We start from the raw sequence: 22,565 nt of genomic DNA, 5'->3' as shown, positions 1-22,565 counted from the left end.
ATGTTGAAGTTATTTAGATATATAGTCTTGTTTATTGTGTTGTTTAACAGTCAGTTATTGTTTGCACAACAATCAGTTCGCTTAAATAATAACTGGGAGTTTTTAAAGCAAGATTTAGGAGGGATTTGGGAGGCTGTTCGTCCGGTTGGCGCAGGTAATCCTGAATCAGTACCACTATGGCAGAAGGTAAGTTTACCACATTGTGTAAATGCAGAAGATGCGGTTGATCCTGATGTAAATTATTATCAGGGGCCAGCCTGGTACCGCACACAGCTTAAAATCGAAAACCCTTATCAAAACGGCAGAACGATCTTACATTTTGAAGGCGCCGGACAAAAAACAGATGTTTATGTATACACCACCAAAGTTGCTTCGCATGTTGGAGGCTATGATGAGTGGACCGTTGATATTACCGATGCTATTGCCGCTTTCCAAAAAACAGATGTTTATCAAAAACAGTTTAAGGGTAAAGTTCCGGTTTCAGTACGTACCGATAATTCAAGAGATCTCGAAATGATCCCTTCTGATTTATCTGATTTTAACGTTTACGGAGGTATTTATCGCTACCTGAATTTGGTTTATACACCTTCGTTATCCGTTGATAAAATGTTTGCTAAAGCTGAGGTAGATGTGCAGGGTAAATTGGGTAAATTGTATGTCAGGGCACGTTTGTACAATCCTGTCGGACTTAAAAACGCTACTATTCAGTTAAAATTGATTGATGCCGCAGGAAAAATCGCGGGTAAAACAGAGAAAAAGCTTAATAATTTATCTGCTGATATTGATTTACGGTCGCTGGAGATTAAAAAACCTCAATTATGGTCTACCGAAAAACCTATGCAATATCGTTTGCAGTACGAAGTAATTTCTGCAGCAGGCAATTATAAAGGGGAAGAAAAAATTGGTTTCCGTAATATCGAATTTGTAGAAAAAGGACCGTTTAACCTGAACGGAAAACGTTTATTGTTACGCGGAACACACCGCCACGAAGATCATGCAGGTGTAGCAGCAGCAATGACTGAGGGTATGATCCGTGAGGAAATGCAGATGATGAAAGATATGGGCGTTAACTTTATCCGCTTAGGTCATTACCAGCAATCGCGTATTGTTTTAAATCTCTGCGATAGTTTGGGGATTCTGGTTTGGGAAGAAATTCCATGGTGCCGTGGTGGCCTTGGTGGTGAAGTATATAAACAGCAGGCCCGCAGAATGCTCACCAACATGGTTGAGCAGCATTATAACCATCCGGCCATTATCATCTGGGGGATGGGCAACGAAAATGATTGGCCTGGCGATTTCCCGGAGTTTGATAAGGAAAAGATCAGAACTTTCATGAAAGAACTGAACGATCTCTCCCACAAACTGGATAAATCGCGTTATACAGCCATCCGACGTTGCGATTTTTGCAGCGATATTGTAGATGTGTATTCTCCTTCTATTTGGGCTGGCTGGTACCGTGGTGCTTATACCGATTACAAAAAGGCATCTGAAGATGAATTTGCCAAGGTAAAACGCTTTTTACACGTAGAATGGGGAGGAGATAGTCATGCACTACGTCACTCAGAAAATCCTGATAAAGCTTTAAGTAAGATCAAAACCGGGGGAAGTGCTGATGAAAGAGCAGGTGACGCCTCTTTATACGGTGGTGCGGCAAGGATTTCTAAAGATGGCGACTGGAGTGAATCCTACATCACAAACTTAATCGATTGGCATTTAAAAGAGCAGGAAACTATGCCCTGGTTAAGCGGTACGGCTTACTGGCCTTTCAAAGACTTTTCTACGCCCGTTCGTCCCGATAATCCAGTGCCTTACATGAACCAGAAGGGCGTGGTAGAAAGAGATTTTACCAAAAAAGAAGCCTATTACGTTTTCCAGTCTTACTGGACAGAGAAACCAATGGTGCATCTCTACGGACACAGTTGGCCCATCCGTTGGGGCGATGAGGGTGAAGAGAAAATGGTGAAAGTTTACTCCAACTGTACAGATGCCGAAATTTTCTTAAATGGCAAAAGTTTTGGCAGTAAAAAACGCAATAGTCAAGATTATCCGGCAGCGGGTTTGCGCTGGAATCTTCCGTTTGTAAAGGGTGAAAACACGGTTAAGGTAATCGCCAAAAAAGGGAAGGAGACCGTAACCGACAAAATTAAATTTACTTATCAAACCGAAAAATGGACAAAGCCAGCTCAAATGGAACTGAAAAAAATCAGTCAGCAAGATGATGTGGCAACCATTGAAGTAAAGCTTTTTGATGCCAAAGGAATTCAATGTTTAGACGCCGTTAATTTAATTACTTTTGGTTTAACTGGCGATGGTAAATTGATTGATAATCAAGGAACTTCATCTGGTTCCAGGAAAGTGCAGGCTTACAATGGAAGAGCGATGATCAGCATGAAATTAAATAAAGGTCAAAGCGTAGTATCGGCAATTTCTGAAGGTCTGAAAACGGTTTTTATAACTTTATAATACCTAACCAAATATATACCAATGAAAAAAATCATTACCTATGCATTATTAGTGCTGCTCGGTCTTGCCGGAACAGCCTTTGCATGTCCAAAGCCCAATCTGAAAGGAACCGATTTAAAAAAGCAGGCAGAAGCATTGTTGAAAAAACAGATTTTAGGAGAAGCAGCCTGGGCCATGCAGCAAAAACCGATTACTGTTACCGCTTCATCGTCGCCAAGGAGTGCAGGTGGGAAGCATGATTTCTTCTCTGAAGCGGACTATTTTTGGCCTGACCCGAAAAATCCGGATGGTCCTTACATCAACAGGGATGGACTCACCAATCCTGATAACTTTTTAGCGCACCGTAAGGCGATGGTCCGTTTTAGTAAAATTATCGGTGCGCTGGCTTCCGCCTATAAAATTACTGGCGATGAAAAATATGTAAAACAAGCCGTTAAACATTTTCAAGCCTGGTTTATCAATTCGGAGACATTGATGAACCCCAATCTATTGTTTGCGCAAGCGGTAAAAGGTAAGTTTACGGGGCGTAATTATGGTATTATCGATACTATTCATTTAATGGAAGTGGCTCAAGGTGCATTAGTAATGGAAAAAGCAAAAGCATTTGATCAGCATACCAATAAAGGTGTGAAAAAATGGTTTGCCGATTATACCTTATGGTTAAACACCAGCAAGCCAGGTATTCAGGAAAAAACCGTGAAAAATAACCATGCAACCTGTTGGGCCATGCAGGTAGCATCTTTTGCAAAACTTTGTGGCAACGAAAACATGCTCGATTCCTTGCGTACCAGTTATAAAACTATCCTTCTGCCAAACCAAATGGGCGATGACGGTAGCTTTCCGTTGGAAATGGCGAGAACAAAACCTTACGGTTATTCGATCTTTAACCTTGATGCCATGACGATGCTCTGCCAGATTTTATCTACGCCAAAAGATAATCTATGGAATTTTGAAACTGCCGATGGAAAATCCATCAAAAAAGGATTAACTTATTTATATCCGTTTATTGCCGATAAAAGCAAGTGGACCTTAAAGCCCGATGTAATGTACTGGGAAAATTGGCCTGTAGCACAGCCTTTTTTACTGTTTGGAGCAGTACAATACAATCAAGCCAATTGGTACCAAACCTGGGCAAAATTAGACCATCAGCCTCAGGTAGAAGAAGTAATTAGAAATTTACCTATCCGTAACCCATTAATCTGGTTATAATATGAACTTAAAAGTAACAATAACGGCGCTAACTGTATTGTCTTTCAGTATAGTAAAGGCACAAAAAACAGATGTTAAAAAAGCATTTGCATCTGCAGCGAAACAAACAGAAGTACTGATTAAAAATGTAGATTCGGCCAGGAAAGTAAAGCCTAATCTGGTTTCACCACGTACTGTAGAAAACGGACAGTTTAAAATGGTGGTGTCGAAAGATTGGACCAGTGGATTCTTTCCGGCAGAATTATGGTATTTTTATCAATATACCAAGGATAAGAAATGGCTCGGTTTGGCCAAGAAATATACTGAGGATATCAAAAAGGAACAATTTAACACAGGAACCCACGATTTAGGTTTCATGATCTATTGTCCATTTGGAAACGGCTACCGTTTAACCAACGATCCGGCCTATAAAGCTGTAATTATTCAGGCGGCAAAATCATTGTCTACCAGATTCAATGTCAAAGCAGCTGTGTTAAAATCGTGGGATCATAATGGCGATAAGTGGAAATATCCGGTAATTATCGATAACATGATGAACCTTGAGCTGTTATTCGAAACCACTAAATTAACCGGCGATTCATCTTTTTATAAAATTGCGGTAACACATGCCAATACCACAATGAAGAATCATTTCAGACCCGATTTTAGTTCTTATCATGTGATCGATTATGATACCTTAACAGGTAATGTGCGCCAGAAATTAACCGCACAGGGTTACGCTAATGAATCGGCTTGGGCACGTGGACAAGCCTGGGCACTTTACGGTTATACCATGTGTTATCGTGAAACTAAAAATAAAGCATATTTAGCTCAGGCTGAAGGTGTTGCAGGTTTTATCTTAAACAGTAAAATTACACCAGCTGACGGCATTCCATATTGGGATTATAACGATCCTAAAATTCCCGATGTTTCCAGAGACGCATCTGCTGCGTCAATTACAGCCTCAGCACTTTACGAATTGGCAAAGTACAGTACCAATGGTAAAAAATATAAAGCCGCTGCCGATAAAATCTTAAATTCGCTTAGCACAAAGTACACCAGTAAAATTGGCGCAAATTATGGCTTTATTTTGGAACACAGCACTGGGCACCGCCCGGCAAAGTCTGAAATAGATGTGCCGATCAATTATGCCGATTATTACTACTTAGAGGCTTTGTTAAGAAGTAAAAACTAAAATGAAGCGTGTATTAAAGCTATTTATCGGTGCGGGCCTAGCTGCCGGCTTACTACTGGGCATGCAGGCAGATTATTTAACCAAAAAGAAAGTGGTTATTGGGTATGTTGGCGGTTATAGAGGTCTGGTTGATGTGCGTAAAATTTCTGCGGAGAAACTCACACACATCAATTATGCTTTTGTCGACGTAAAAAACAACCGTGCTTTTTTACACCGGGAAGCGACTGATACGGTTAATTTTCAGCAGCTCAATCAACTTAAATTTAAAAATCCTGGTCTTAAAATCCTGATTTCCATTGGTGGATGGGCCTGGAGCGAAAATTTTTCAGATGCTGCACTGAGCGACACGTCGCGTAAAGCTTTTGCCGAAAGTGCCGTTAAAATTATAGAAAAATTTAAGCTGGATGGGATAGATATTGATTGGGAATATCCTGGTATAGCAGGCGAAGAAGGTAACGTTTTCAGGCCGGAGGACAAACAGAACTTTACGCTGATGCTGAAAGAACTCCGTTTAGAACTGGATAGTTTAGAACATAAATATCAATCTAAAAAGCTCTTAACCATTGCGGTTGGTGGTTTTACTGATTTTATCCGCCATACGGAAATGGATAAAGCAGAGCAGTATCTGGATTATGTAAACCTAATGACCTACGATTTCTACAATGGTAGTTTTGCAGGTCATCATACCAATCTGTATAACTCAAAAAGCTACCCAGCACAGCATTATGCAGACAAAACCTTTCGCGAGTTTGCCGCTGCAGGCGTTCCCGACGAGAAATTAGTAATGGGAATTGCCTTTTACAGTCGGTCTTTCACCCTTAAAGAAGGTGCTAAAAATGGCTTAGGCGATTCTGTTTTAAGCAGCAGATATGGAAAAGGTTATACTTTTTTAAAAGACAGTCTGATCAATCAGAAAGGCTTAAGAAATATTACGATAAAGACGCAAAAGCTTCTTATCTCTATAATACCGCAAGCCGTGAATATATGACTTACGATGATGAAAGATCGGTAAAGGCAAAATGTGAATATGTATTGAAAAATAACATGGCTGGGGTGATGTTTTGGGAGTACGACTCTGATTTAAATGGCTATTTACTTAATCAGATCAATAAAAGTTTAAAATGATAATAATGAAACGAAATCTAAGCATCCTATTGATTTTGGCAGCGGCATTTAATGTATCTGCCCAGAAAAAAAAAGTGGTTAAGCCGGTACAAACTTATACCCTTTCCAACAAAAAAGTAACGGTTTACACTACAGCAGACAAGTCTGAATATCGCATCAGTAAAACCGAAACCTTAAGTTTTGTTGAGCATAAGCAACCGTTTGAAACAGAGACTTGTATTTTTGTAGATCCAACTATAAAGTACCAGACCCTGGTGGGAATTGGTGGTGCTTTAACGGATGCTTCTGCGGAAACATTTGCGAAGTTATCTAAGAAAAATCAACAGGAACTTTTAACGGCATATTACAGTAAAGATAAAGGTATCGGTTATACTTTGGCACGTACCAATATCGCCAGCTGCGATTTTTCGAGCGGAAGTTATACCTATGTGCAGGATAATGATAAAGACCTTAAAACTTTTAGCGTAGCGCACGACGAAGAATTTAAAATTCCTTTGATTAAACAGGCTATTGCCGCATCTGGAGGTAAATTGCCTCTGTTTGTAAGCCCTTGGTCGCCACCAGCGTGGATGAAAGATAACAACAGTTTAATTCAGGGCGGACATTTATTGCCTGCATACCGACAAAGCTGGGCAAATCATTACGTGAAATTTATCAAAACTTACGAGGCTATAGGTATTCCGGTTTGGGGTTTAAGTGTCCAGAACGAACCTATGGCCAAACAGAAATGGGAATCTTGCTTGTTCACGGCCGAGGAAGAACGCGATTTCATTAAAAACTTCTTGGGCCCAACCTTGCAGAAGTCTGGCCTTTCGGCGAAAAAACTTATTGCCTGGGACCATAACCGCGATCAGATTTTTCAAAGGGCCAGTACCATTTTGAATGATAAGGATGCGGCTAAATATGTCTGGGGTATTGGTTTTCACTGGTACGAAACGTGGACAGGCAGTGGAATGCAGTTCGGTAATGTGAAACAAACACATGAAGCTTACCCGGATAAAGCCCTGATTTTTACTGAAGGATGTAAAGAAAAGTACGATGTAAATAAACTGGATGACTGGACTTTGGGTGAGCGTTATGGTTACTCCATGATTAACGATTTTAATGCCGGAACAGCTGCCTGGACAGATTGGAATATTCTTTTAGATGAAAAAGGTGGTCCAAACCATGTCGGTAACTTCTGTTTTGCTCCAATACATGCCGATACGAAAAATGATAAATTGATTTATACAAATGCTTATTATTATATGGGACATTTTTCTAAATTTATCCGCCCTGGAGCTAAAAGAATAGGAGCAGCATCCAGTCGCGATAAATTACAATCAACAGCCTTTTTAAATCCCGATGGTAAGTTGGTTGTAGTGGTAATGAATCAATCAGATGATAAATTGAAATACAGTTTATGGATAAAGGGCGAGGCTGCAGCAACAACCAGTTTGCCACACTCCATCACAACATTAGTAATAGAATAAACTTAAAAAAGAACTAAACAAATGGTAAAAGAAGTAGAAAGCCTGTTTTCGCTGAAAAATAAGGTTGTAGTAGTTACAGGAGCTACAGGTGTTTTGGGCGAGGCTTTTATTAACGGTTTGTGTGCCGCAGGTGCTACAATCGTTGTAATCGGAAGAAATGAAGAAATAGCAAAACAAAGGGCCGCAGATGTAATTGATGCAGGTGGTAAAGCAATTTACATTATTGCCGATGTATTAAATGAACAGAACCTGATTGATGCAAATGCAACCATTATTAAAGAATTTGGGCGGATCGATGCATTGGTAAATGCAGCAGGAGGCAACGTGGCTGAGGCAGTAATCCAACCAGGTAGCGATGTTTTTGACCTAAATATTCCGGCCTTAAAGCAGGCTTTTGACTTAAACCTGTTCGGAACGATTATGCCAACGCAGATTTTTGGCAAAGAAATAGCCAAAAACGGCGGTAGCATAGTAAATATATCGTCTGTTTCGGCAACCCAGGCACTTACCAGGGTGTTGGGTTATTCACTGGCTAAGGCATCTATTGATAGTTATACGAAATGGATGGCTGTTGAATTAGCCAATCGTTATCAGGATAAAATCAGGATGAATGCCATTGTTCCTGGCTTTTTTATTACCAACCAGAACAGGGCATTATTAACCAACGAAGATGGTTCTTTAACTGCAAGAGGGCAGGCCATTATTTCTAAAACACCCTTTAAGCGGTTTGGAGCCCCAGAAGAATTAATAGGCGCTTTAGTATATTTGCTAAGTGATGCCTCTAAATTTGTAAATGGAGAGAATGTTAAAGTGGATGGAGGATTTACAGCATTTTCTGGCGTTTAAATAATTTAGGTAATTTGTACGATCATTTTATCAATGTAATCCCAAAATCTGTGTAATCATATATTAAATGAAATATAAAAAATTAGAACAAACCTGGCGTTGGTACGGTCCGAACGATCCAGTTAGCCTACAAGATGTTAAACAGGCAGGCGCTACAGGCATTGTAAGCGCATTGCATCATATTCCGCATGGCGAAGTTTGGCCATTAAATGATATTCAGGAAAGAAAGGCCCTTATCGAGGCTGCAGGTTTAACCTGGTCGGTAGTGGAAAGTGTTCCCGTACACGAAGCGATTAAAACGCGTAGGGCAGACGCCGGACAGTATATCGAAAATTATAGAACCTCTTTGCGTAACCTGTCTGCTTGCGGAATTAAAATTGTTTGTTACAACTTTATGCCGGTATTAGATTGGACTCGTACGCAGTTAGACCTCGAAATGACCGATGGATCGAAAGCACTTTATTTTAACTGGATCGATTTAGCCATTTTTGATCTTTATATTTTGAAGAGAGCAGGTGCTGAGGCAGATTATTCGAAATCTATTTTAGATCGGGCTGCTGCTAAATATACAACTTTAACAGAACAGGATTTAGCTGATCTTCGTGTAAATGTATTAATGGGGATTCCTAATGAAAAAGAAATCGAACTGGAAACTTTGCGCAACAGTATTAATGAATACAAAGCCATTGGTACACAAGGATTAAAAGAAAATTTGAAATTTTTCTTGTTAGCTATTGCTGACGTTTGTACAGAAGAAGGCATAAAAATGACCATCCATCCTGACGATCCTCCATATGCTATTTTAGGTTTGCCAAGAATTGCGAGTACGCTCGAAGATTTTAATTATATCATTAAAGAAGTAGATCAGGCTTTTAACGGTGTTTGTTTCTGTACAGGCTCGCTGGGGGCTGGCATGGGGAATAATGCCTTAGAGATCTTTAATGCGGTTAAAGAGCGTGTTTACTTTGCGCATTTGCGTAACGTCAAAAAAGATGAAGACGGTAGTTTTTACGAAGCAGATCATTTGGGTGGGGATGTGAACATGTACGAAATCATGAAAGCCTTATCAGAAGAGAATGCACTGCGCGATAAATCAATTCCTTTCCGCCCGGATCATGGCCACCAAATGTTGGATGATTTAGCTAAAGTAACTAATCCGGGTTATTCTGCAATTGGTAGATTAAGAGGTTTGGCCGAATTAAGAGGCTTAGAAATAGGCGTTACAGGGAATTACTAAACAATTTCCTAGAGAAACACTTTCGCTTTGTCATCCTGAGCGTAGTCGAAGGATCTTTTAGTGTTTAATTTATCACATATGCGCACAAATAAAAACATTGATTTATTTGTGCGCATTTTTCATTATCCACCTTTCGCCGACCGCCAGACACTTATCGCCAACCCTTATTCTTCACAAATACACCTCAATTCCCAAAATTTTAACTCACCTTTGCTTGTGGCTTGAAATTTGAGTCTCTTATAATTATGGAAAACAGCAATAACCCCAAGAAGAAGATCTTAACGCCTTCTGTTGTACATGATGATTTACCTGAGGTTAAGAAGCCTGAGCATTTACGAAAGGTGCCGCTAAATCACGATAGCGGATTGCCGGAAAATCCTGAAAGAAATTATCACCATGAAGAATTAAAGAGTGTTACCGCCAGTCATGACGAAATTCGGCATGCCGATGATGATATTTGGAACGGAGAAGACGCGTAATTTAGCATTGATTTGATTTTTAGCGTAGCTGTTCTGTAGTAATCATGCAGAATTGGGTGAGAAATCATGTTTTTTACAGGCTTAAATCAAATTTATTTCGCCTGGATTAAATTTTAATTGCTTCGTTCTTAAATACTTATTTGAAATGCGAAAAGCAGCTTCTAAATAGTTTAAAATATATTTTTACATATTAAATAGAACTTCTATATTTGCAGCTCATTAAAAAATGAGCCTCGGTAGCTCAGTTGGATAGAGCAACGGTTTTCTAAACCGTGGGTCAGGGGTTCGAATCCCTTCCGGGGTACATTTAAAGGCTTCTAGTTAAAAAACTGGGAGCTTTTTTTATTTCTGGCCTAAAATCGATGAAGAACTGTTATGCCCGAAAAGCATTCTAACTTTGGAATAATCCTCAATACACAAGTATTTATAGCTAAATTATTGAATTAGTAATGGATAATAGATTTTCTGATAGCAAGCAGGTAGCGGTGGTTTCCACTTTTTCTCATCTTTTAAATACGGATTTTAAGGGAGATATAAATGCAGGTTGCTGGCAGAGAGACCTGGTTGGCGACTTTAAGGAAATTGTATCTAAACTTGAACTGAAAGCTGACCTCACGGAAGTTTCTATGGAAGACCTTCATGTGCTTAAGCTATCTGAACAAGGTAATATGGCAAGAGAAGTAATCTTAAGTGATTTTGAGTTGTTGGCAGATTCAGGTACATCACCTTCTCTTAATTTAGTCAAAAGTTACGAGCGGGATGAGGAACTCGGTTTCATTTCAACAGATGTATATTCATTTCATGTAGACCGATCGCCCATTGGTACCGATACTTTTTTATGTACCTACTATGGTGCTGCGAGTGAAATCTTAGCTAATAATCAGGCTGAACAGAAAATCTTAGTCCCTGAAATCCGGCAAAAGCTCAAAGAGTTGTATAACGGTCCGGAATCGGAATTTGAAAACTTTTTGATGGAACATTATTTTGACTTGCATTACCAGGCCAAAGCTGGTGCAAAGCCCATCAATCTAGGATTGGGACATTTATGGAGACTAGCAGTGGATCATCCTGAAAAACAATGTTTGCCCTGTATTCACCGTGCACCAATTGAAAAAGATGGCGAGTATAGATTGCTTCTGATCTGCTAAAATTAAAATTTTTTTTATCTAATCCCCTTTATTAGGTGTTAATCACTGTCACGTTGTCCAAAAGACTCCTACGCAGAGCTTGTCGAAACACCTTAATGGTATTTAAACAAGTCCTTCGACAAGCTCTCCGTAGGATAGGAGTCCTTTGGACAGAATGACAAATCTATATTATGATACAACCCCTCATTTCTTTTAGCTTCAATCTTTAATACGCTGCTATTGTTACTTTATCTAAATATTTTGTTGACAGCCAGCTGGACTTTAGCAGTGTCATTTTCGATAGTTTTTTTGATAGACTCGTCAAATGAAGGAGGGAAGTCTGCTGTGATAGAGATCAGCTGCGTATGATTGGTCACCGTAAGCTCAAAGGCATGACTCCCGAATTTAAATTTGCTTTTAATTTTGTCTGCCTGTTTTTCAATGGCCTTAGAAAATTCATAGCTGTTGCTAATTTCGTCAAAATGATCCTTTACTGCATGGAAAATCAGGTGTGTTTCTACATCCAATTCGTTGATGATCACCCTGGCATTTAATAGCGCTGGTGCTGTTTTTCCTTCAGTTCCTTTCTGTAGGTTCTTCAAAGAGGGAAGCAGGTCTTCACTGAAGATGATATCCTTAGGGTCGTTAATGAAAATTGTTGAGGGGTTACCATTCTCATCCGATCGCTGTTGGAGGTATATCGTATCATTGCCGTCCTTTAGTTCTACGCTAGCTGGCGCAATATATTCTGTTTTGATATCGGTGATAGTGTTTTTGATGAGCTTAACAACATATGCCAAGACAGGGTAATCTGTAATATCGTTCATGGTGTTTTTTTTACAAATGTACGGCTTCGTTGAGGTGATATAAAGCGCCTAGAGAAAACGAATAGATAGTTTTATTATAAATGGATCACCAAGAGGGAGTTAATTTTTTCTTTGCTCCGGTTTATTTATAATAAGTCACAATCCCCTCTATATTTAACCATTACTTGAAGCTTAGTTTCGCTGAGCAATTCTGGTTTGCGCCTGCGCAGGAATGATGACCTTTCTATTAGGAATCTATCAATTCTAGTGTAGTTGAATGACAATCTTTTTTCGATTTAACTGATGAGAAAGAATCTTCAACTACAATCAGACTCACAACCGCTTTGATCAACTTAATGACATTAGCCTGTCAGGAGAAAATATCAGCGGAAAAAATTGCCCTTCCATTTTATGTCCCGCCCTAATAGGTGCCACGCCTTTAAGTAAGGCCTCGTCGGTATTCGATTCGGTACCGTCAGTAAATACATTTAAAACGAAAGCGCTTCTTGAGCGCGGTGATTTATTTTGGAACGAACCATGAACCATTAACGGATGGTGAAACGTAGCATATCCCTTTTTAAGTTCGATAGGGACAGGATTAAATTCTGCCTTTTGCTCTTCTGTTAAATACGGCATTAAGCCTTCCATATCTCCAGCTAAATCTGGTTTATCCAACAAGCCCCAGTTGTGGCTTTTAGGTACATAATATAAACAACCGTTTTCGGTAGTTGCATCATCCAATCCAACCCAGCAGGTTAAATGTTGCATGGGGCCAGTGCGTGTCCAATAAGAATAATCCTGGTGCCAGGCTACAACTCCTCCGTGTTTTGCTGGTTTACAGAACAACTGATCATGCCAGAAACGTACGCCTTTGTTGCCTAAAATCTGACTGGCCGCCATCGCAAAGCCCGGATTCCATATTACGTCATGAAAGCTTTCGGTAATGCGCCAGGCGCCTAAAGCATGAAATAAAACTGAATTGGGATCTGCAGATTCATTGCTGTGAAATTCGTGAAACAGCCCGTTTAGCGGGTGTGCAGGATCTACAATTTCTGCTAATTCTTTGTTCAACCGCTCAACCTGCCATTCATCCAATAACTTTACATCGCTAACGTATCCAAACGTCTTAAAAAAATCAAGTTGCTCGTTGCTGAGCTTGTACTGTTCCCATTCAGAAGCTTTGGTAGGCCATTTAAATAGGTCGGAAATGAGTTGATGTTTTTTTGAGAGGTCTTGCAGATTGGGTTTGGCCATCAATTTTATACGTTTTATGGTTAGAAATTGCTCATTTATTTAAAGGTAATAAAACATTTTCCGTCATAGAACTGGCAAGGCAAATTTGATTCTAATTATTTTTCAGCCGGTAAACGGTGTCTTACAATTTAATGAATTATGCGGTGTAACCAATTTTAGATAACAAGTGATAAATATTTAACATTGAATTAATAATCGGTCATTAGTTTTGCGGTATAAATATTTGGTTAGTATTTATAAGTTTAGGTTAGTTGATTATAAAAGCCCAGATGGATATCGGGGCTTTTTATATTTAACCCATGCGATAGAAAAACTCGTCGGCCACGATTTTTCCGTCTTTAACCTCATAAACACAGATTTCACTCATAGCCATTCTTCCATGAGCTTTATAAGTGGCATCAATGTTCATTACAATAGCAAAATGATTGTCTGCCACAATTGGTTCGGAGCACGAAGCGCTATGTATCTCTTCAACACTTTCTTCCCATTGTATGGTTTTCTTTTTAACGGCATCTTTGCCTTCTGTTAATTCCATTGGCGAGCCTTTTGGCTCTTTGCTTATAACGTTGTCGGCGTAAAGTTCATCAATGGCCTGTTCGTGTTTGCCTTCACGGCAAAGCTGTACCAATTTGTCAGCTACTTCCTTAGTATTCATATGCTTATATTTAGTTATGATCTAAGTTATCTAAAAATAAACGCTTTTACCTGTTTAAAAGGTTTTAAGTTTAGGTTAACTTGAAGTGTTAATGAAGAAGATTGCAATTATTAAAATTCGTGATTGAAATTAGTCTCAGGTAAACGGGATTACAGTCACAGAAATGGATAAATATTCATCACACAAAACATTTTAAGTTTCGCATTTCGGAGTTTAACAAATTGTTAATCCTGGCCTGCCCTTAAATTTAAACGGCTATTATTTAATGATTCATTATTTGGTTTTGTTGGTTACCAAGGCCAGGATCTCCATTAAATTGTCTATTACCACATCAGGTTTAGCTTCTTCTAATTGTTTTTGTGTATGGGCTCCAGTTGTAATACCTATGCTTAGGCCGCAACCTGCATTTTTGCCTTCTTCAATATCAATACTTGAATCTCCAACCTTAACAACCGATTTACCATCGGTAAGACCATGGTGTCTCATCGCCAATAAAATCATATCAGGTTCAGGCCTGTTCTGGCTAACTTCCGAAGCAGTAACGAGTGTATCGAATTCTGTACCTGCTTTCCAACCCAACCTGCTCAGGATAGCTTCTGCAGTAACCCTGTCATAACCTGTATTAAGCACCGAAATTATTCCTTCTTTTCGAAGTTTTTCAAAAAGTTCAATTGAACCTGGTTGAGGTAAAATTTCCTCAGTTTCATATGCCAGTTTTAGTTTACCAATAAATTCTTCATATATATCGAATACCATTGCCTCATCAAAAGAACCTTTGTAGGTTTTAAGTACCGATCTGATTGCTTCTTTCTTTTCCTTTCCAGCTGCAACAGCAAGGACCTGATCAAGGGTATAAGAAAAACCAGCGGCATTTATTGCATTCATTAGTGTTTTGTAAACTAGGTTGTTTTCGTTCACTGTAGTGCCAGCCATATCGAATACTACCATCTTAATTTCAGGGTACATTTGCTTTCTATTAAATTAGATAAATTAATTTTTTGAACTATTGTCGTCAAATATACTATCAGTATTTTTACTAAACAAATGTTTAGTAATAGTTAACATTTATATTAACATTTGTTTACTTTAGCTAAACATTAAAAGTTCACTTTTGCTTTATTGTTTCGTCAATAAGAAAATATGGATTAGAACAACCAAATTTAAATCAACAGAGAAAGATAAAAATGAAAATCGCAACCCTCATTGTTTTCAATGGATCAGGAAAGGCCCTTGAGGAAATAGAAATAGCTATTCCTATACTTAATCCAGGTGAAATCCTAGTGCAAAACCTTTATACCACGATTTGCGGAAGCGATCTGCATACCTTCTGCGGGTTGCGGAGTGAAGCTGTTCCTACAGTTTTGGGGCACGAAATTGTGGGTAAAGTGCTGGCTTTTCATCCAGAACATAACCAGAAAGATTATTTAGGAAACCCACTTGAAATCGGCGATAGGGTAACCTGGAGCATATTTGCTTCCAACGCAGATTCGGCAAGGGCAAAAGAAGGTATGCCTCAAAAGGCTGATGGTCTATTTAAGTATGGACATGCTAAAGTTACAGATGCAGATGCGCTTCACGGAGGACTTTCAACACACTGTGTATTAAAGCATGGTACTACCGTACTTAAAATCAGTAAAGAAATTCCGCTTAAAGTTGCCGCTACAATTAATTGTGCTGTGGCAACGGTTGCAGGTGCTGTCCGTCTTTCAGGAGGCCTTCAAGGGAAAAAGGTATTAATCTCTGGTGTTGGGCTGTTGGGTTTAGTATGTGCAGCAATGTGCAGTGCCGATGGTGCAAAAGAAATCCATGTAGCGGATGTAAATGAGGGACGTTTAAAGTTAGCCGAAGCGTTCGGAGCCAATGTTCTACATCTCTTAGGCCAGAATGCAGACCTCCCAACTGATATTGATGTGGCATTTGATATGAGTGGTTCGCCAGATGCGATGGAAATGGGACTTGCAACACTTACTGTTGGTGGAACAGCAGTCTGGATCGGAGCAGTTTTTAAAACAAGGGAGGTTCAGGTTAATGCAGAGCGCATTGTTCGAAACCTCGTTACCATCAAAGGCCTCCACAATTATAACTACGAAGACTTTGTACAAGCGGTAAAGTTTATAGAAGCCAACTATGCTAAGTTTCCGTTTGAAAAACTTGTTTCAGCAGAGTTTTCTTTGGAAGATGCAGAATCTGCCTTTAATTATGCAGTGGCTGATAAGCCCATCCGAGTGGGGATAAACGTAGCCAAAAAAAACAATAATGAACAGTAATAGCGTGAGTAAACAGAAATGGAAAATGTTATTGGTAACCATGCTGTGTTACCTTTTCTTTTATACGGGCAGGCACAACTTCGGCTGGGCTGTAAAGGGCATGGTTGCTTCGTTAAATATACCCTACAGTACCATTGGCTGGATTAGCTTTTGCATGTTAATCGGCTATGCCATAGGCCAGTTTATCAACGGTAATTTAGCTGATAAATTGAGCCCTAAACTGATGGTGGTAACCGGAGCTTATCTATCAATCATGACCAATATTGCGATAAGTTTTTCAAATACGGCCACCGTGATTATGATCCTTTGGGGACTCAACGGTTTTTTCCAGTCTATGGCTTGGGCACCAGGTGCGAAACTGATCAATAATTGGTGGGACGAACATGAGCGGGGCAAGGCATTTGGCTTTTATACCATGGCAGCTGGACTATCTTCTGCAGTAACTTACCTTATTTCAATTGTGCTCTTGCAACAGGGAATTGAATGGCGAATGCTATTCCGCTTACCCGTACTACTGTTATTGGCTACGGCAACCGTATTTCTGATTATTGCAAAGGATCGGCCTGATGTTGAAGATAATGATGACCATCAGCCACTGGCCAAAGATAAATCAGATTGGCTCGACCGTTATAAGGAAGCATTCAGAAATAAAAATTTTTTGCTTACCTCTTTATCTTTCGGTTTTGAGAGTATGGCCCGTTATGGACTGATATTTTGGGTTCCAGTTCATTTTTTGGGTAAAAACTGGAAAGATAACCCTGGCAATATCTGGGTTACATTTTTATTGCCCGTTGGTATGGCCATTGGTGCATTATGTTTTGGTGTTTTATCTGATACCCTTTTTAAAGGAAACCGGTTAAAAGCCATCGTAGTTGGAATGTCGGCAAGTGCAATCCTTTCACTTCTTATTTTTATTGTGCCTACGCAACAAATCATTCTCAGTAGTATTTTAATGCTTTTAACAGGTTTCTTTGTATACGGACCACAGGCTTGTTACTGGCCTTTAAGTCCAGATATGTTGGGTAACAGCCTTACAGGTACAGGGATAGGGATTATGAATATGTGCGGTTATCTGTTTGCAGCAATTGGTGAGCCATTTTTGGGCTATGTAATTGATATTACTGGCGATAGCAACAACATTTTTATTGTAACTGCGCTAGCCTGTGTATTTTCTGCTTTAATTGCGTTTTTTGTTTCCAGATCTAAGCCAATCAAAGTAGCATAATGTTTTAAGTTAAGGTACAGTAATGCGGTTGTTACCTGAGCCAGAAGTAATTTTTACCTCCGGAATAATTTTAAAGTCTTTTTTTATAATAATTTATGAGTTTGAAAGGGATAAGTAAGACTACAGTAGGCAATTTGATCGGTCTTCTTGATCAGCTTGAAGAACTGGAAAGAATGATCGGAACTGATCTTGATGGATGCGGTGAAATTAAAAAACTTAAACAGGAACTAATCGAAATCTACCAGAAATATGAACATATGGTACGCGAGATAACCGATCAAATTGGTGTATATCAGGATCTTTATGCTAAGATCAGGTTTAGGTTTGTGCCCGAAAAACTAAAATCTTTAAGACGGATTATTCCGCAGGATAGTTATGAATTTACGATGCTCAAAGAAAGTATTCAAAAAAGCCACTTAACTTAAGTGCTAATAGGAGTAGTTAATTGTAAAATCGAAAAATCAGCATTAGTCGGATCAGCCTGTGCATCCGCCAGTACGATTTACGTGAATCATTTAAAATGATCTCTGGTTTTCTAGATATTGATCATGTGATAATCAGTATGGTTTGTTTTAAATTATAAAGCTTGATATAAAAATGTTGTTCGTTTCTAAAATAATGCACTTCTATTTTTTTTATCCTTCCCGAATATGATTCGTATGTAATATAGTCACCCTCCTTGAGCGTTTGAAGCTCAGCACGGCTGGTCCATCTTTGTATTCTCATGTTTGTGATAAACTGGCTCCTATAACAGGGCTAATATTAAGGATTGCTGAAGGAGAGCGCCCTTTTTAACAGGATTTTTACCCCATTATTTGTCAGTAATAGCTTTTATTCACTCACATAGAACATAATATAATTGTTGGCAAGAATATACTTTTCTATAGCACAACTTAAAAAAAATGTAAAGCAAATTGTCCGTCAATTGTGAAGTGCAATAAACCGCTAATTCCATAATTTGCATTGATTAATTGTCGAACATGAAAAATAAAAGTTTGCCACTTTTATGGGCTATTTTATTTATTTGTTTTAGCTGTAACTCAATTCAGAGTTTGACGGCTTCTCACGCTATCAGTAAAACTGGTGAACAAATAAAGGATGGTGAGAGAATAGATGGCAACCAGTTAATTGATTCACTTTTGGCCGATCGGTTTAGTTACAACAAATCGCTGATTAAAGATGGTTTTAATTCTAAAAAACAGCTTCCAAAGCCCACAACGATCATTACCAATACTCCACTCAAAACCATATCGTTCAATGGATTAAATTATTTAGTCAAAGATGATAAAGTTGTTGACATTAAAGGGCTTAAGCTATCCTTATCAGCACTGTCTATACTAACCGAAAAGTTGGCGATTTTAGATCGGATTCAACAGTATTGTAGTGAAAAAGCAAACCTGGAATACCAACAGAAAAATCGCGATATGAATGCCATTAAAACATTGGACCGTCAGTATTTTGCAGCACTGAATACCTTAAAAAATATCACCTCAAGCGTAGCCATCGAAGCCAGAAAACGAAACGCATCTATATCGATAGAAATGTTGCTAGCCAAAATCGAGCTACCTGATATCAAGAATACCCGGATGAAAACTAAGCGTAATTATGTAGCCAAAATTGAATAATATCAGATGAAGTGATACAAGAATACCACATCACCCACATATGCTGGTTTGGGTTGGTCCTTAATCACAAGCGTAGCTTGAATCGTAACTTTAGTTATTCCCCTCAAATTGCTAATGCAATTTAATTTTGCTTTTAGTTGCACTTCACTATCCACTAAAACTGCCTGGCCAAATTTAAAACGTTCAATGCCATAATTGATTTCCATTTTAATATTACGGACATCCGCAATCTGCTTCCATAAATATGGAATTAAAGATAATGTTAAATATCCATGCGCTATTGTTGCCTTAAATGGTCCTTCATTTTTAGCTTTTTCTGGATCGGTGTGTATCCATTGATGATCTAAGGTTGCATCGGCAAATTTATCAATCTGTTCCTGGTCTATAGTATGCCATTGCGAAACACCTAGTTCTTTACCAAGATGCGATTCATACTCTTCAAAATTATTAATCACCAACATATATTCTGTTTATAGGATTAGTACTGTTACAACTCCTTTAGGTACAACAATCCTTCAGGTATTATAGTTTCATTCACTTTTTTGTATTCAATGATAATCATAATAACGGTGTATTTGCAGGATATGGTTGAAAATATTCAAAAGATTTTTCTGCTCATTTTGCCTTGATTTATGAACAACAAGTGTAGGTTGTTTATAATCAGTTAGATAAGTATAACCACTGTTTATTATCACCCTTTTAAATTTTAAAAGACAACAGGAAATGAAAGATGCTAATTTGACGTGTGGGCTAACAAATGGTGCTGGAGGGAATGCTGTATGGGGTGAGAATATAAGATGGGAGATATAAAATTTATGATGGAATGCCTTCCTAACTATGATTCGAGTTCGGAGAAAAAATGCCCTTCACTTAACGCTAAGCACTTTTAAGCTTTGCTTAATTGTTTTGATTTTAAGTTGATTAAATATTATCTAAATATTTTATTTGATATATTTAAATTAAAATTTAGATTTGTCTAAAATTATATTTAGATAAACCATTCTTGTTCATGAAATCATTCTTATCCTACTGCTTTTGTTTTTTTATATCACTAAGTGCCATCGCGCAAAAAGTTGTGGTTAAAGGTTTGGTCACCTCTCAAAATGAACCAGTAGAAAATATTACCATTAAAATTTTAGGATCTAATGGATCCACCAAATCAAATGTTTCCGGTGCCTATCAATTAGGAGGTATTTCATATGGAAATTACGACCTCATTTTTTCGGGCATAGGTTATCAATCTAAAAGAATTAAAGTAACGCTAAAAGGAGATACCGCACTGGTTAACGTTGATCTGCTAAGCTTAGCATCTGATTTGGGCGATGTGGTAATTACAGGGGTTAACCGGGCCACACAGTTGCGCAAAAGCCCTGTGCCTATTGCCGTGCTTTCCAAAAAATCAATGGACCAAAATGTAAATACGAACCTGATAGAAGCCATTGTAAAGGGCGTTCCGGGCATTACGGCTGTTACCACAGGGCCAAATGTTTCTAAACCTTTTATTAGAGGTTTGGGGTATAACCGTGTGTTAACTTTGTATGATGGTTTACGGCAGGAGGGACAGCAATGGGGCGATGAACATGGTATTGAGGTAGATGAATATGGTATTACCAGGGCCGAAGTGGTAAAAGGCCCGGCCAGCTTAACTTATGGTTCTGATGCACTGGCTGGAGTAATTAATATGATTCCTTATACACCGAATTTTGAAGATGGTAAGCTGAAAGGCGATTTTACTTTAAACTACCAAAGCAACAATGGCATGATCGGTTCTTCTCTCGGACTAGCATACATTGAAAACGATTGGAAATACACGTTTAGGGCAACTGGGAAAACAGCACATAATTACCAAAACAAAATTGATGGACTGGTTTACGGAACAGCATTTAGGGAATACAATTTGTCGGCCAGTGCCAGGGTAGACAAAGCCTGGGGTTTTTCTAAAACTGCCATTACCTACTATGATAATTTAATGGAAATTCCTGATGGAAGCAGAGATTCTTTATCGCGGCGATTCACCAGGCAGGTTTTGGATGATGGAGATGATATTAAAAACAGACCTATTGTGCCTGAAAGTGATCTGAATGTCTACTCCATTAATCCTTTACATCAGCACATTCAACATTATCGGTTTTATAACACCAGTCAGTTTAAATTTGGAACAAGTGATTTAAATTTATTGATAGGCGGACAGCAAAGTGTAAGGAGAGAATATAATCACCCAACGTTGCCAAGTCAGGCCGGACTTTATGTAGTGTTAAACACTTTTAATTATGATCTTAAATACAACCTGCCCGATTTTGCCGGTATCGAAAGTACCATTGGGGTAAATGGCATGTACCAGGGAAACAGGAGCAAGGCTGCTACCGATTTTCCTATTCCCGATTATGATCTTTTCGATATCGGTGCTTTTTATTTCGCAAAGAAATCAATGGGTAAAATCGATGTTTCCGGAGGAATCAGGATAGACAGAAGGAATATACACTGGAATGATTTTTATGTAGGTACAGATGCACAAACAGGTTTTGGCAAACAGGTGAGCTCGACTGATGCCACTGGAAAATTGCAGTTCCCTTCTTTTAATAAAAACTATTATGGCTTGTCAGGAAGTTTGGGTTTAACCTATAATATTTCTGAAAAGCTGCTTATTAAAGCCAATATGGCCAGGGGATACCGTGCACCAAACATTACAGAAATTGGCTCTAATGGATTAGATCCTGGTGCACACATTGTGTATTTGGGCAACAGGACCTTTAAACCAGAATTTAACCTGCAGGAAGATATTGGCATTATTGCTTATTTAAAAGATGCTGAAATAAGTATGGAACTGTTTAATAACAATATTCAGAATTACATTTATCAATCGCGCTTAACCGATGTCAACGGAAATCCAGTGGTTATCGTTCCTGGAAACTTAACTTATCAGTATCAGCAGTCGAAAGCAAGGTTATATGGTGCAGAAATTTCGGTAAATCTACATCCTTCAGCTATAAAATGGCTAACTTTTAATAATAGTTTGGCTTATGTGGTAGGGTTGAACCAGAATCAGGAATTATTAAATAAACATGGTAGGGAAGCTAAATACCTGCCTTTTATTCCGCCATTGCAGGTGAGAACCGAGATCAAGGCAACTGCTCAAAAGGCTATAGGAATTTTTGATAAGCCATATATTAAAATTGACGCTGCTTTTTTCGCTGATCAGGATAAATTTTATGCTTTAGATGATACCGAAACCTTTACGCAAGGTTATACCTTAATCAATGGTGGAATTGGATCAGCACTCAAAACTAAAAAAGGAAAGACCTTATGTGATATTTTTCTTCAGGCAGATAATATTTTCAATATCTCATACCAATCAAATTTAAATCGATTAAAATATTTCGAATATTATAAACCCTCGGCAGATGGCAGATCAGGAATTTATAATATGGGCAGGAACTTAAGTTTTAAAGTTATTATTCCGATTTAAGGCCGGAAGATGTAAGATGAAATGGTTGATCGTTAATGGCTTATGATCAATAAAATATCTGCAGATAGAAATGTGGATAATGGCTGCAAACTATTGACCAAAAAACCATTGACCATAAGCTTCTAATAAAACTAT

General features: G+C 38.5%; 19 protein-coding genes, 1 tRNA gene and 1 pseudogene. 16 read left to right on the top strand and 5 right to left on the bottom strand.

All coding sequences use genetic code 11. The features are described 5' to 3' along the window. The 11 genes and pseudogenes from AC07VK_RS06785 to AC07VK_RS06735 all read left to right on the top strand — a co-directional run bounded on the left by AC07VK_RS06785 (position 1) and on the right by AC07VK_RS06735 (position 11,153). Entirely contained in the window at positions 1-2,463 is a 2,463-nt protein-coding gene (locus AC07VK_RS06785) for a glycoside hydrolase family 2 TIM barrel-domain containing protein (protein ID WP_492959220.1), read from the top strand. Positions 2,464-2,484: 21 nt separating this feature from the next. Then, entirely contained in the window at positions 2,485-3,672 is a 1,188-nt protein-coding gene (locus AC07VK_RS06780) for an alginate lyase family protein (RefSeq protein WP_492959218.1), read from the top strand. A gap of 1 nt (position 3,673) precedes the next feature. Further along, positions 3,674-4,846 (top strand): glycoside hydrolase family 88 protein, encoded by a 1,173-nt coding sequence (locus AC07VK_RS06775; RefSeq protein WP_492959216.1) that lies wholly within the window; start codon positions 3,674-3,676, stop codon positions 4,844-4,846. 1 nt (position 4,847) lies between these two features. Then, positions 4,848-5,657, top strand: a pseudogene (locus AC07VK_RS06770) (glycoside hydrolase family 18 protein); the annotation flags it as partial. Between the two features lie 56 nt (positions 5,658-5,713). Then, on the top strand, positions 5,714-5,971 hold the full coding sequence (locus tag AC07VK_RS06765) for a glycosyl hydrolase family 18 protein (RefSeq protein ID WP_492959849.1): 258 nt from the start codon (positions 5,714-5,716) through the stop codon (positions 5,969-5,971). Positions 5,972-5,976: 5 nt separating this feature from the next. After that, on the top strand, positions 5,977-7,443 hold the full coding sequence (locus tag AC07VK_RS06760) for a glycoside hydrolase family 30 protein (RefSeq protein WP_492959214.1): 1,467 nt from the start codon (positions 5,977-5,979) through the stop codon (positions 7,441-7,443). 21 nt (positions 7,444-7,464) lie between these two features. Next, positions 7,465-8,289 (top strand): SDR family oxidoreductase, encoded by an 825-nt coding sequence (locus AC07VK_RS06755; protein WP_492952145.1) that lies wholly within the window; start codon positions 7,465-7,467, stop codon positions 8,287-8,289. Positions 8,290-8,356: 67 nt separating this feature from the next. Beyond that, a complete protein-coding gene (uxuA, locus tag AC07VK_RS06750) occupies positions 8,357-9,526 on the top strand; it encodes a mannonate dehydratase (RefSeq protein WP_492959212.1) in 1,170 nt (389 codons plus the stop codon). Between the two features lie 245 nt (positions 9,527-9,771). Continuing rightward, on the top strand, positions 9,772-10,005 hold the full coding sequence (locus AC07VK_RS06745; RefSeq protein WP_492952147.1) for a hypothetical protein: 234 nt from the start codon (positions 9,772-9,774) through the stop codon (positions 10,003-10,005). A gap of 230 nt (positions 10,006-10,235) precedes the next feature. Beyond that, positions 10,236-10,309: transfer RNA gene (locus AC07VK_RS06740), tRNA-Arg, on the top strand. A gap of 145 nt (positions 10,310-10,454) precedes the next feature. Beyond that, positions 10,455-11,153, top strand: a complete 699-nt coding sequence (locus AC07VK_RS06735; RefSeq protein ID WP_492959210.1) for a DUF1826 domain-containing protein — start codon at positions 10,455-10,457, stop codon at positions 11,151-11,153. 227 nt (positions 11,154-11,380) lie between these two features. On the opposite strand, the gene AC07VK_RS06730 is transcribed toward AC07VK_RS06735, so the two are convergent. The 4 genes from AC07VK_RS06730 to AC07VK_RS06715 form a co-directional block, all read right to left on the bottom strand. After that, positions 11,381-11,959: a hypothetical protein gene (locus AC07VK_RS06730; protein WP_492959208.1), complete on the bottom strand. Its 579-nt coding sequence runs from the start codon at positions 11,957-11,959 to the stop codon at positions 11,381-11,383. Between the two features lie 327 nt (positions 11,960-12,286). Next, complete coding sequence (locus AC07VK_RS06725; RefSeq protein WP_492959206.1) at positions 12,287-13,192, bottom strand: phytanoyl-CoA dioxygenase family protein; 906 nt, start codon at positions 13,190-13,192, stop codon at positions 12,287-12,289. 292 nt (positions 13,193-13,484) lie between these two features. After that, the gene (locus AC07VK_RS06720) at positions 13,485-13,847 is read right to left on the bottom strand and encodes a SnoaL-like domain-containing protein (protein ID WP_492959204.1); all 363 of its coding nucleotides are present in this window, start codon (positions 13,845-13,847) and stop codon (positions 13,485-13,487) included. 273 nt (positions 13,848-14,120) lie between these two features. Next, positions 14,121-14,813 carry a phosphonatase-like hydrolase gene (locus AC07VK_RS06715; RefSeq protein WP_492952152.1) on the bottom strand — a complete coding sequence of 231 codons (693 nt, stop codon included), beginning with the start codon at positions 14,811-14,813 and terminating at the stop codon, positions 14,121-14,123. Positions 14,814-15,031: 218 nt separating this feature from the next. On the opposite strand from AC07VK_RS06715, the gene AC07VK_RS06710 reads away from it, so the two are divergent. From AC07VK_RS06710 to AC07VK_RS06695, 4 genes are all read left to right on the top strand, one after another. Continuing rightward, positions 15,032-16,114: a zinc-binding dehydrogenase gene (locus AC07VK_RS06710; protein ID WP_492959202.1), complete on the top strand. Its 1,083-nt coding sequence runs from the start codon at positions 15,032-15,034 to the stop codon at positions 16,112-16,114. Further along, positions 16,104-17,339 carry an MFS transporter gene (locus AC07VK_RS06705; RefSeq protein ID WP_492959200.1) on the top strand — a complete coding sequence of 412 codons (1,236 nt, stop codon included), beginning with the start codon at positions 16,104-16,106 and terminating at the stop codon, positions 17,337-17,339. The genes AC07VK_RS06710 and AC07VK_RS06705 overlap by 11 nt, the downstream gene beginning before the upstream one ends. A gap of 95 nt (positions 17,340-17,434) precedes the next feature. Further along, positions 17,435-17,764: a hypothetical protein gene (locus tag AC07VK_RS06700; protein ID WP_492959199.1), complete on the top strand. Its 330-nt coding sequence runs from the start codon at positions 17,435-17,437 to the stop codon at positions 17,762-17,764. Between the two features lie 555 nt (positions 17,765-18,319). Next, positions 18,320-18,964 carry a hypothetical protein gene (locus tag AC07VK_RS06695; protein WP_492959197.1) on the top strand — a complete coding sequence of 215 codons (645 nt, stop codon included), beginning with the start codon at positions 18,320-18,322 and terminating at the stop codon, positions 18,962-18,964. A gap of 2 nt (positions 18,965-18,966) precedes the next feature. Here the strand turns inward: AC07VK_RS06695 and AC07VK_RS06690 are convergent, their stop codons facing one another. Continuing rightward, positions 18,967-19,425 carry a MaoC family dehydratase gene (locus AC07VK_RS06690; protein WP_492952157.1) on the bottom strand — a complete coding sequence of 153 codons (459 nt, stop codon included), beginning with the start codon at positions 19,423-19,425 and terminating at the stop codon, positions 18,967-18,969. A gap of 548 nt (positions 19,426-19,973) precedes the next feature. Here AC07VK_RS06690 and AC07VK_RS06685 point away from each other — a divergent pair. Then, entirely contained in the window at positions 19,974-22,430 is a 2,457-nt protein-coding gene (locus AC07VK_RS06685; protein ID WP_492959195.1) for a TonB-dependent receptor, read from the top strand. The last annotated feature ends 135 nt before the right edge of the window (positions 22,431-22,565 follow it).

The organism is Pedobacter sp. GW821-FHT01D05 (assembly GCF_059422505.1).
The sequence above is the reverse complement of the archived record's forward strand: the minus strand, read 5'-3'. Positions and strand labels throughout refer to the sequence as shown.

Coding starts and splice junctions, on each gene's coding strand:
- AC07VK_RS06700 (WP_492959199.1), top strand. CDS start 17,435: ATGAGTTTGAAAGGGATAAGTAAGACTACAGTAGGCAATTTGATCGGT.
- AC07VK_RS06725 (WP_492959206.1), bottom strand. CDS start 13,192: ATGGCCAAACCCAATCTGCAAGACCTCTCAAAAAAACATCAACTCATT.
- AC07VK_RS06745 (WP_492952147.1), top strand. CDS start 9,772: ATGGAAAACAGCAATAACCCCAAGAAGAAGATCTTAACGCCTTCTGTT.
- AC07VK_RS06695 (WP_492959197.1), top strand. CDS start 18,320: ATGAAAAATAAAAGTTTGCCACTTTTATGGGCTATTTTATTTATTTGT.
- AC07VK_RS06705 (WP_492959200.1), top strand. CDS start 16,104: ATGAACAGTAATAGCGTGAGTAAACAGAAATGGAAAATGTTATTGGTA.
- uxuA (WP_492959212.1), top strand. CDS start 8,357: ATGAAATATAAAAAATTAGAACAAACCTGGCGTTGGTACGGTCCGAAC.
- AC07VK_RS06780 (WP_492959218.1), top strand. CDS start 2,485: ATGAAAAAAATCATTACCTATGCATTATTAGTGCTGCTCGGTCTTGCC.
- AC07VK_RS06775 (WP_492959216.1), top strand. CDS start 3,674: ATGAACTTAAAAGTAACAATAACGGCGCTAACTGTATTGTCTTTCAGT.
- AC07VK_RS06710 (WP_492959202.1), top strand. CDS start 15,032: ATGAAAATCGCAACCCTCATTGTTTTCAATGGATCAGGAAAGGCCCTT.
- AC07VK_RS06715 (WP_492952152.1), bottom strand. CDS start 14,813: ATGTACCCTGAAATTAAGATGGTAGTATTCGATATGGCTGGCACTACA.
- AC07VK_RS06785 (WP_492959220.1), top strand. CDS start 1: ATGTTGAAGTTATTTAGATATATAGTCTTGTTTATTGTGTTGTTTAAC.
- AC07VK_RS06755 (WP_492952145.1), top strand. CDS start 7,465: ATGGTAAAAGAAGTAGAAAGCCTGTTTTCGCTGAAAAATAAGGTTGTA.
- AC07VK_RS06730 (WP_492959208.1), bottom strand. CDS start 11,959: ATGAACGATATTACAGATTACCCTGTCTTGGCATATGTTGTTAAGCTC.
- AC07VK_RS06760 (WP_492959214.1), top strand. CDS start 5,977: ATGAAACGAAATCTAAGCATCCTATTGATTTTGGCAGCGGCATTTAAT.
- AC07VK_RS06735 (WP_492959210.1), top strand. CDS start 10,455: ATGGATAATAGATTTTCTGATAGCAAGCAGGTAGCGGTGGTTTCCACT.
- AC07VK_RS06720 (WP_492959204.1), bottom strand. CDS start 13,847: ATGAATACTAAGGAAGTAGCTGACAAATTGGTACAGCTTTGCCGTGAA.
- AC07VK_RS06685 (WP_492959195.1), top strand. CDS start 19,974: ATGAAATCATTCTTATCCTACTGCTTTTGTTTTTTTATATCACTAAGT.
- AC07VK_RS06690 (WP_492952157.1), bottom strand. CDS start 19,425: ATGTTGGTGATTAATAATTTTGAAGAGTATGAATCGCATCTTGGTAAA.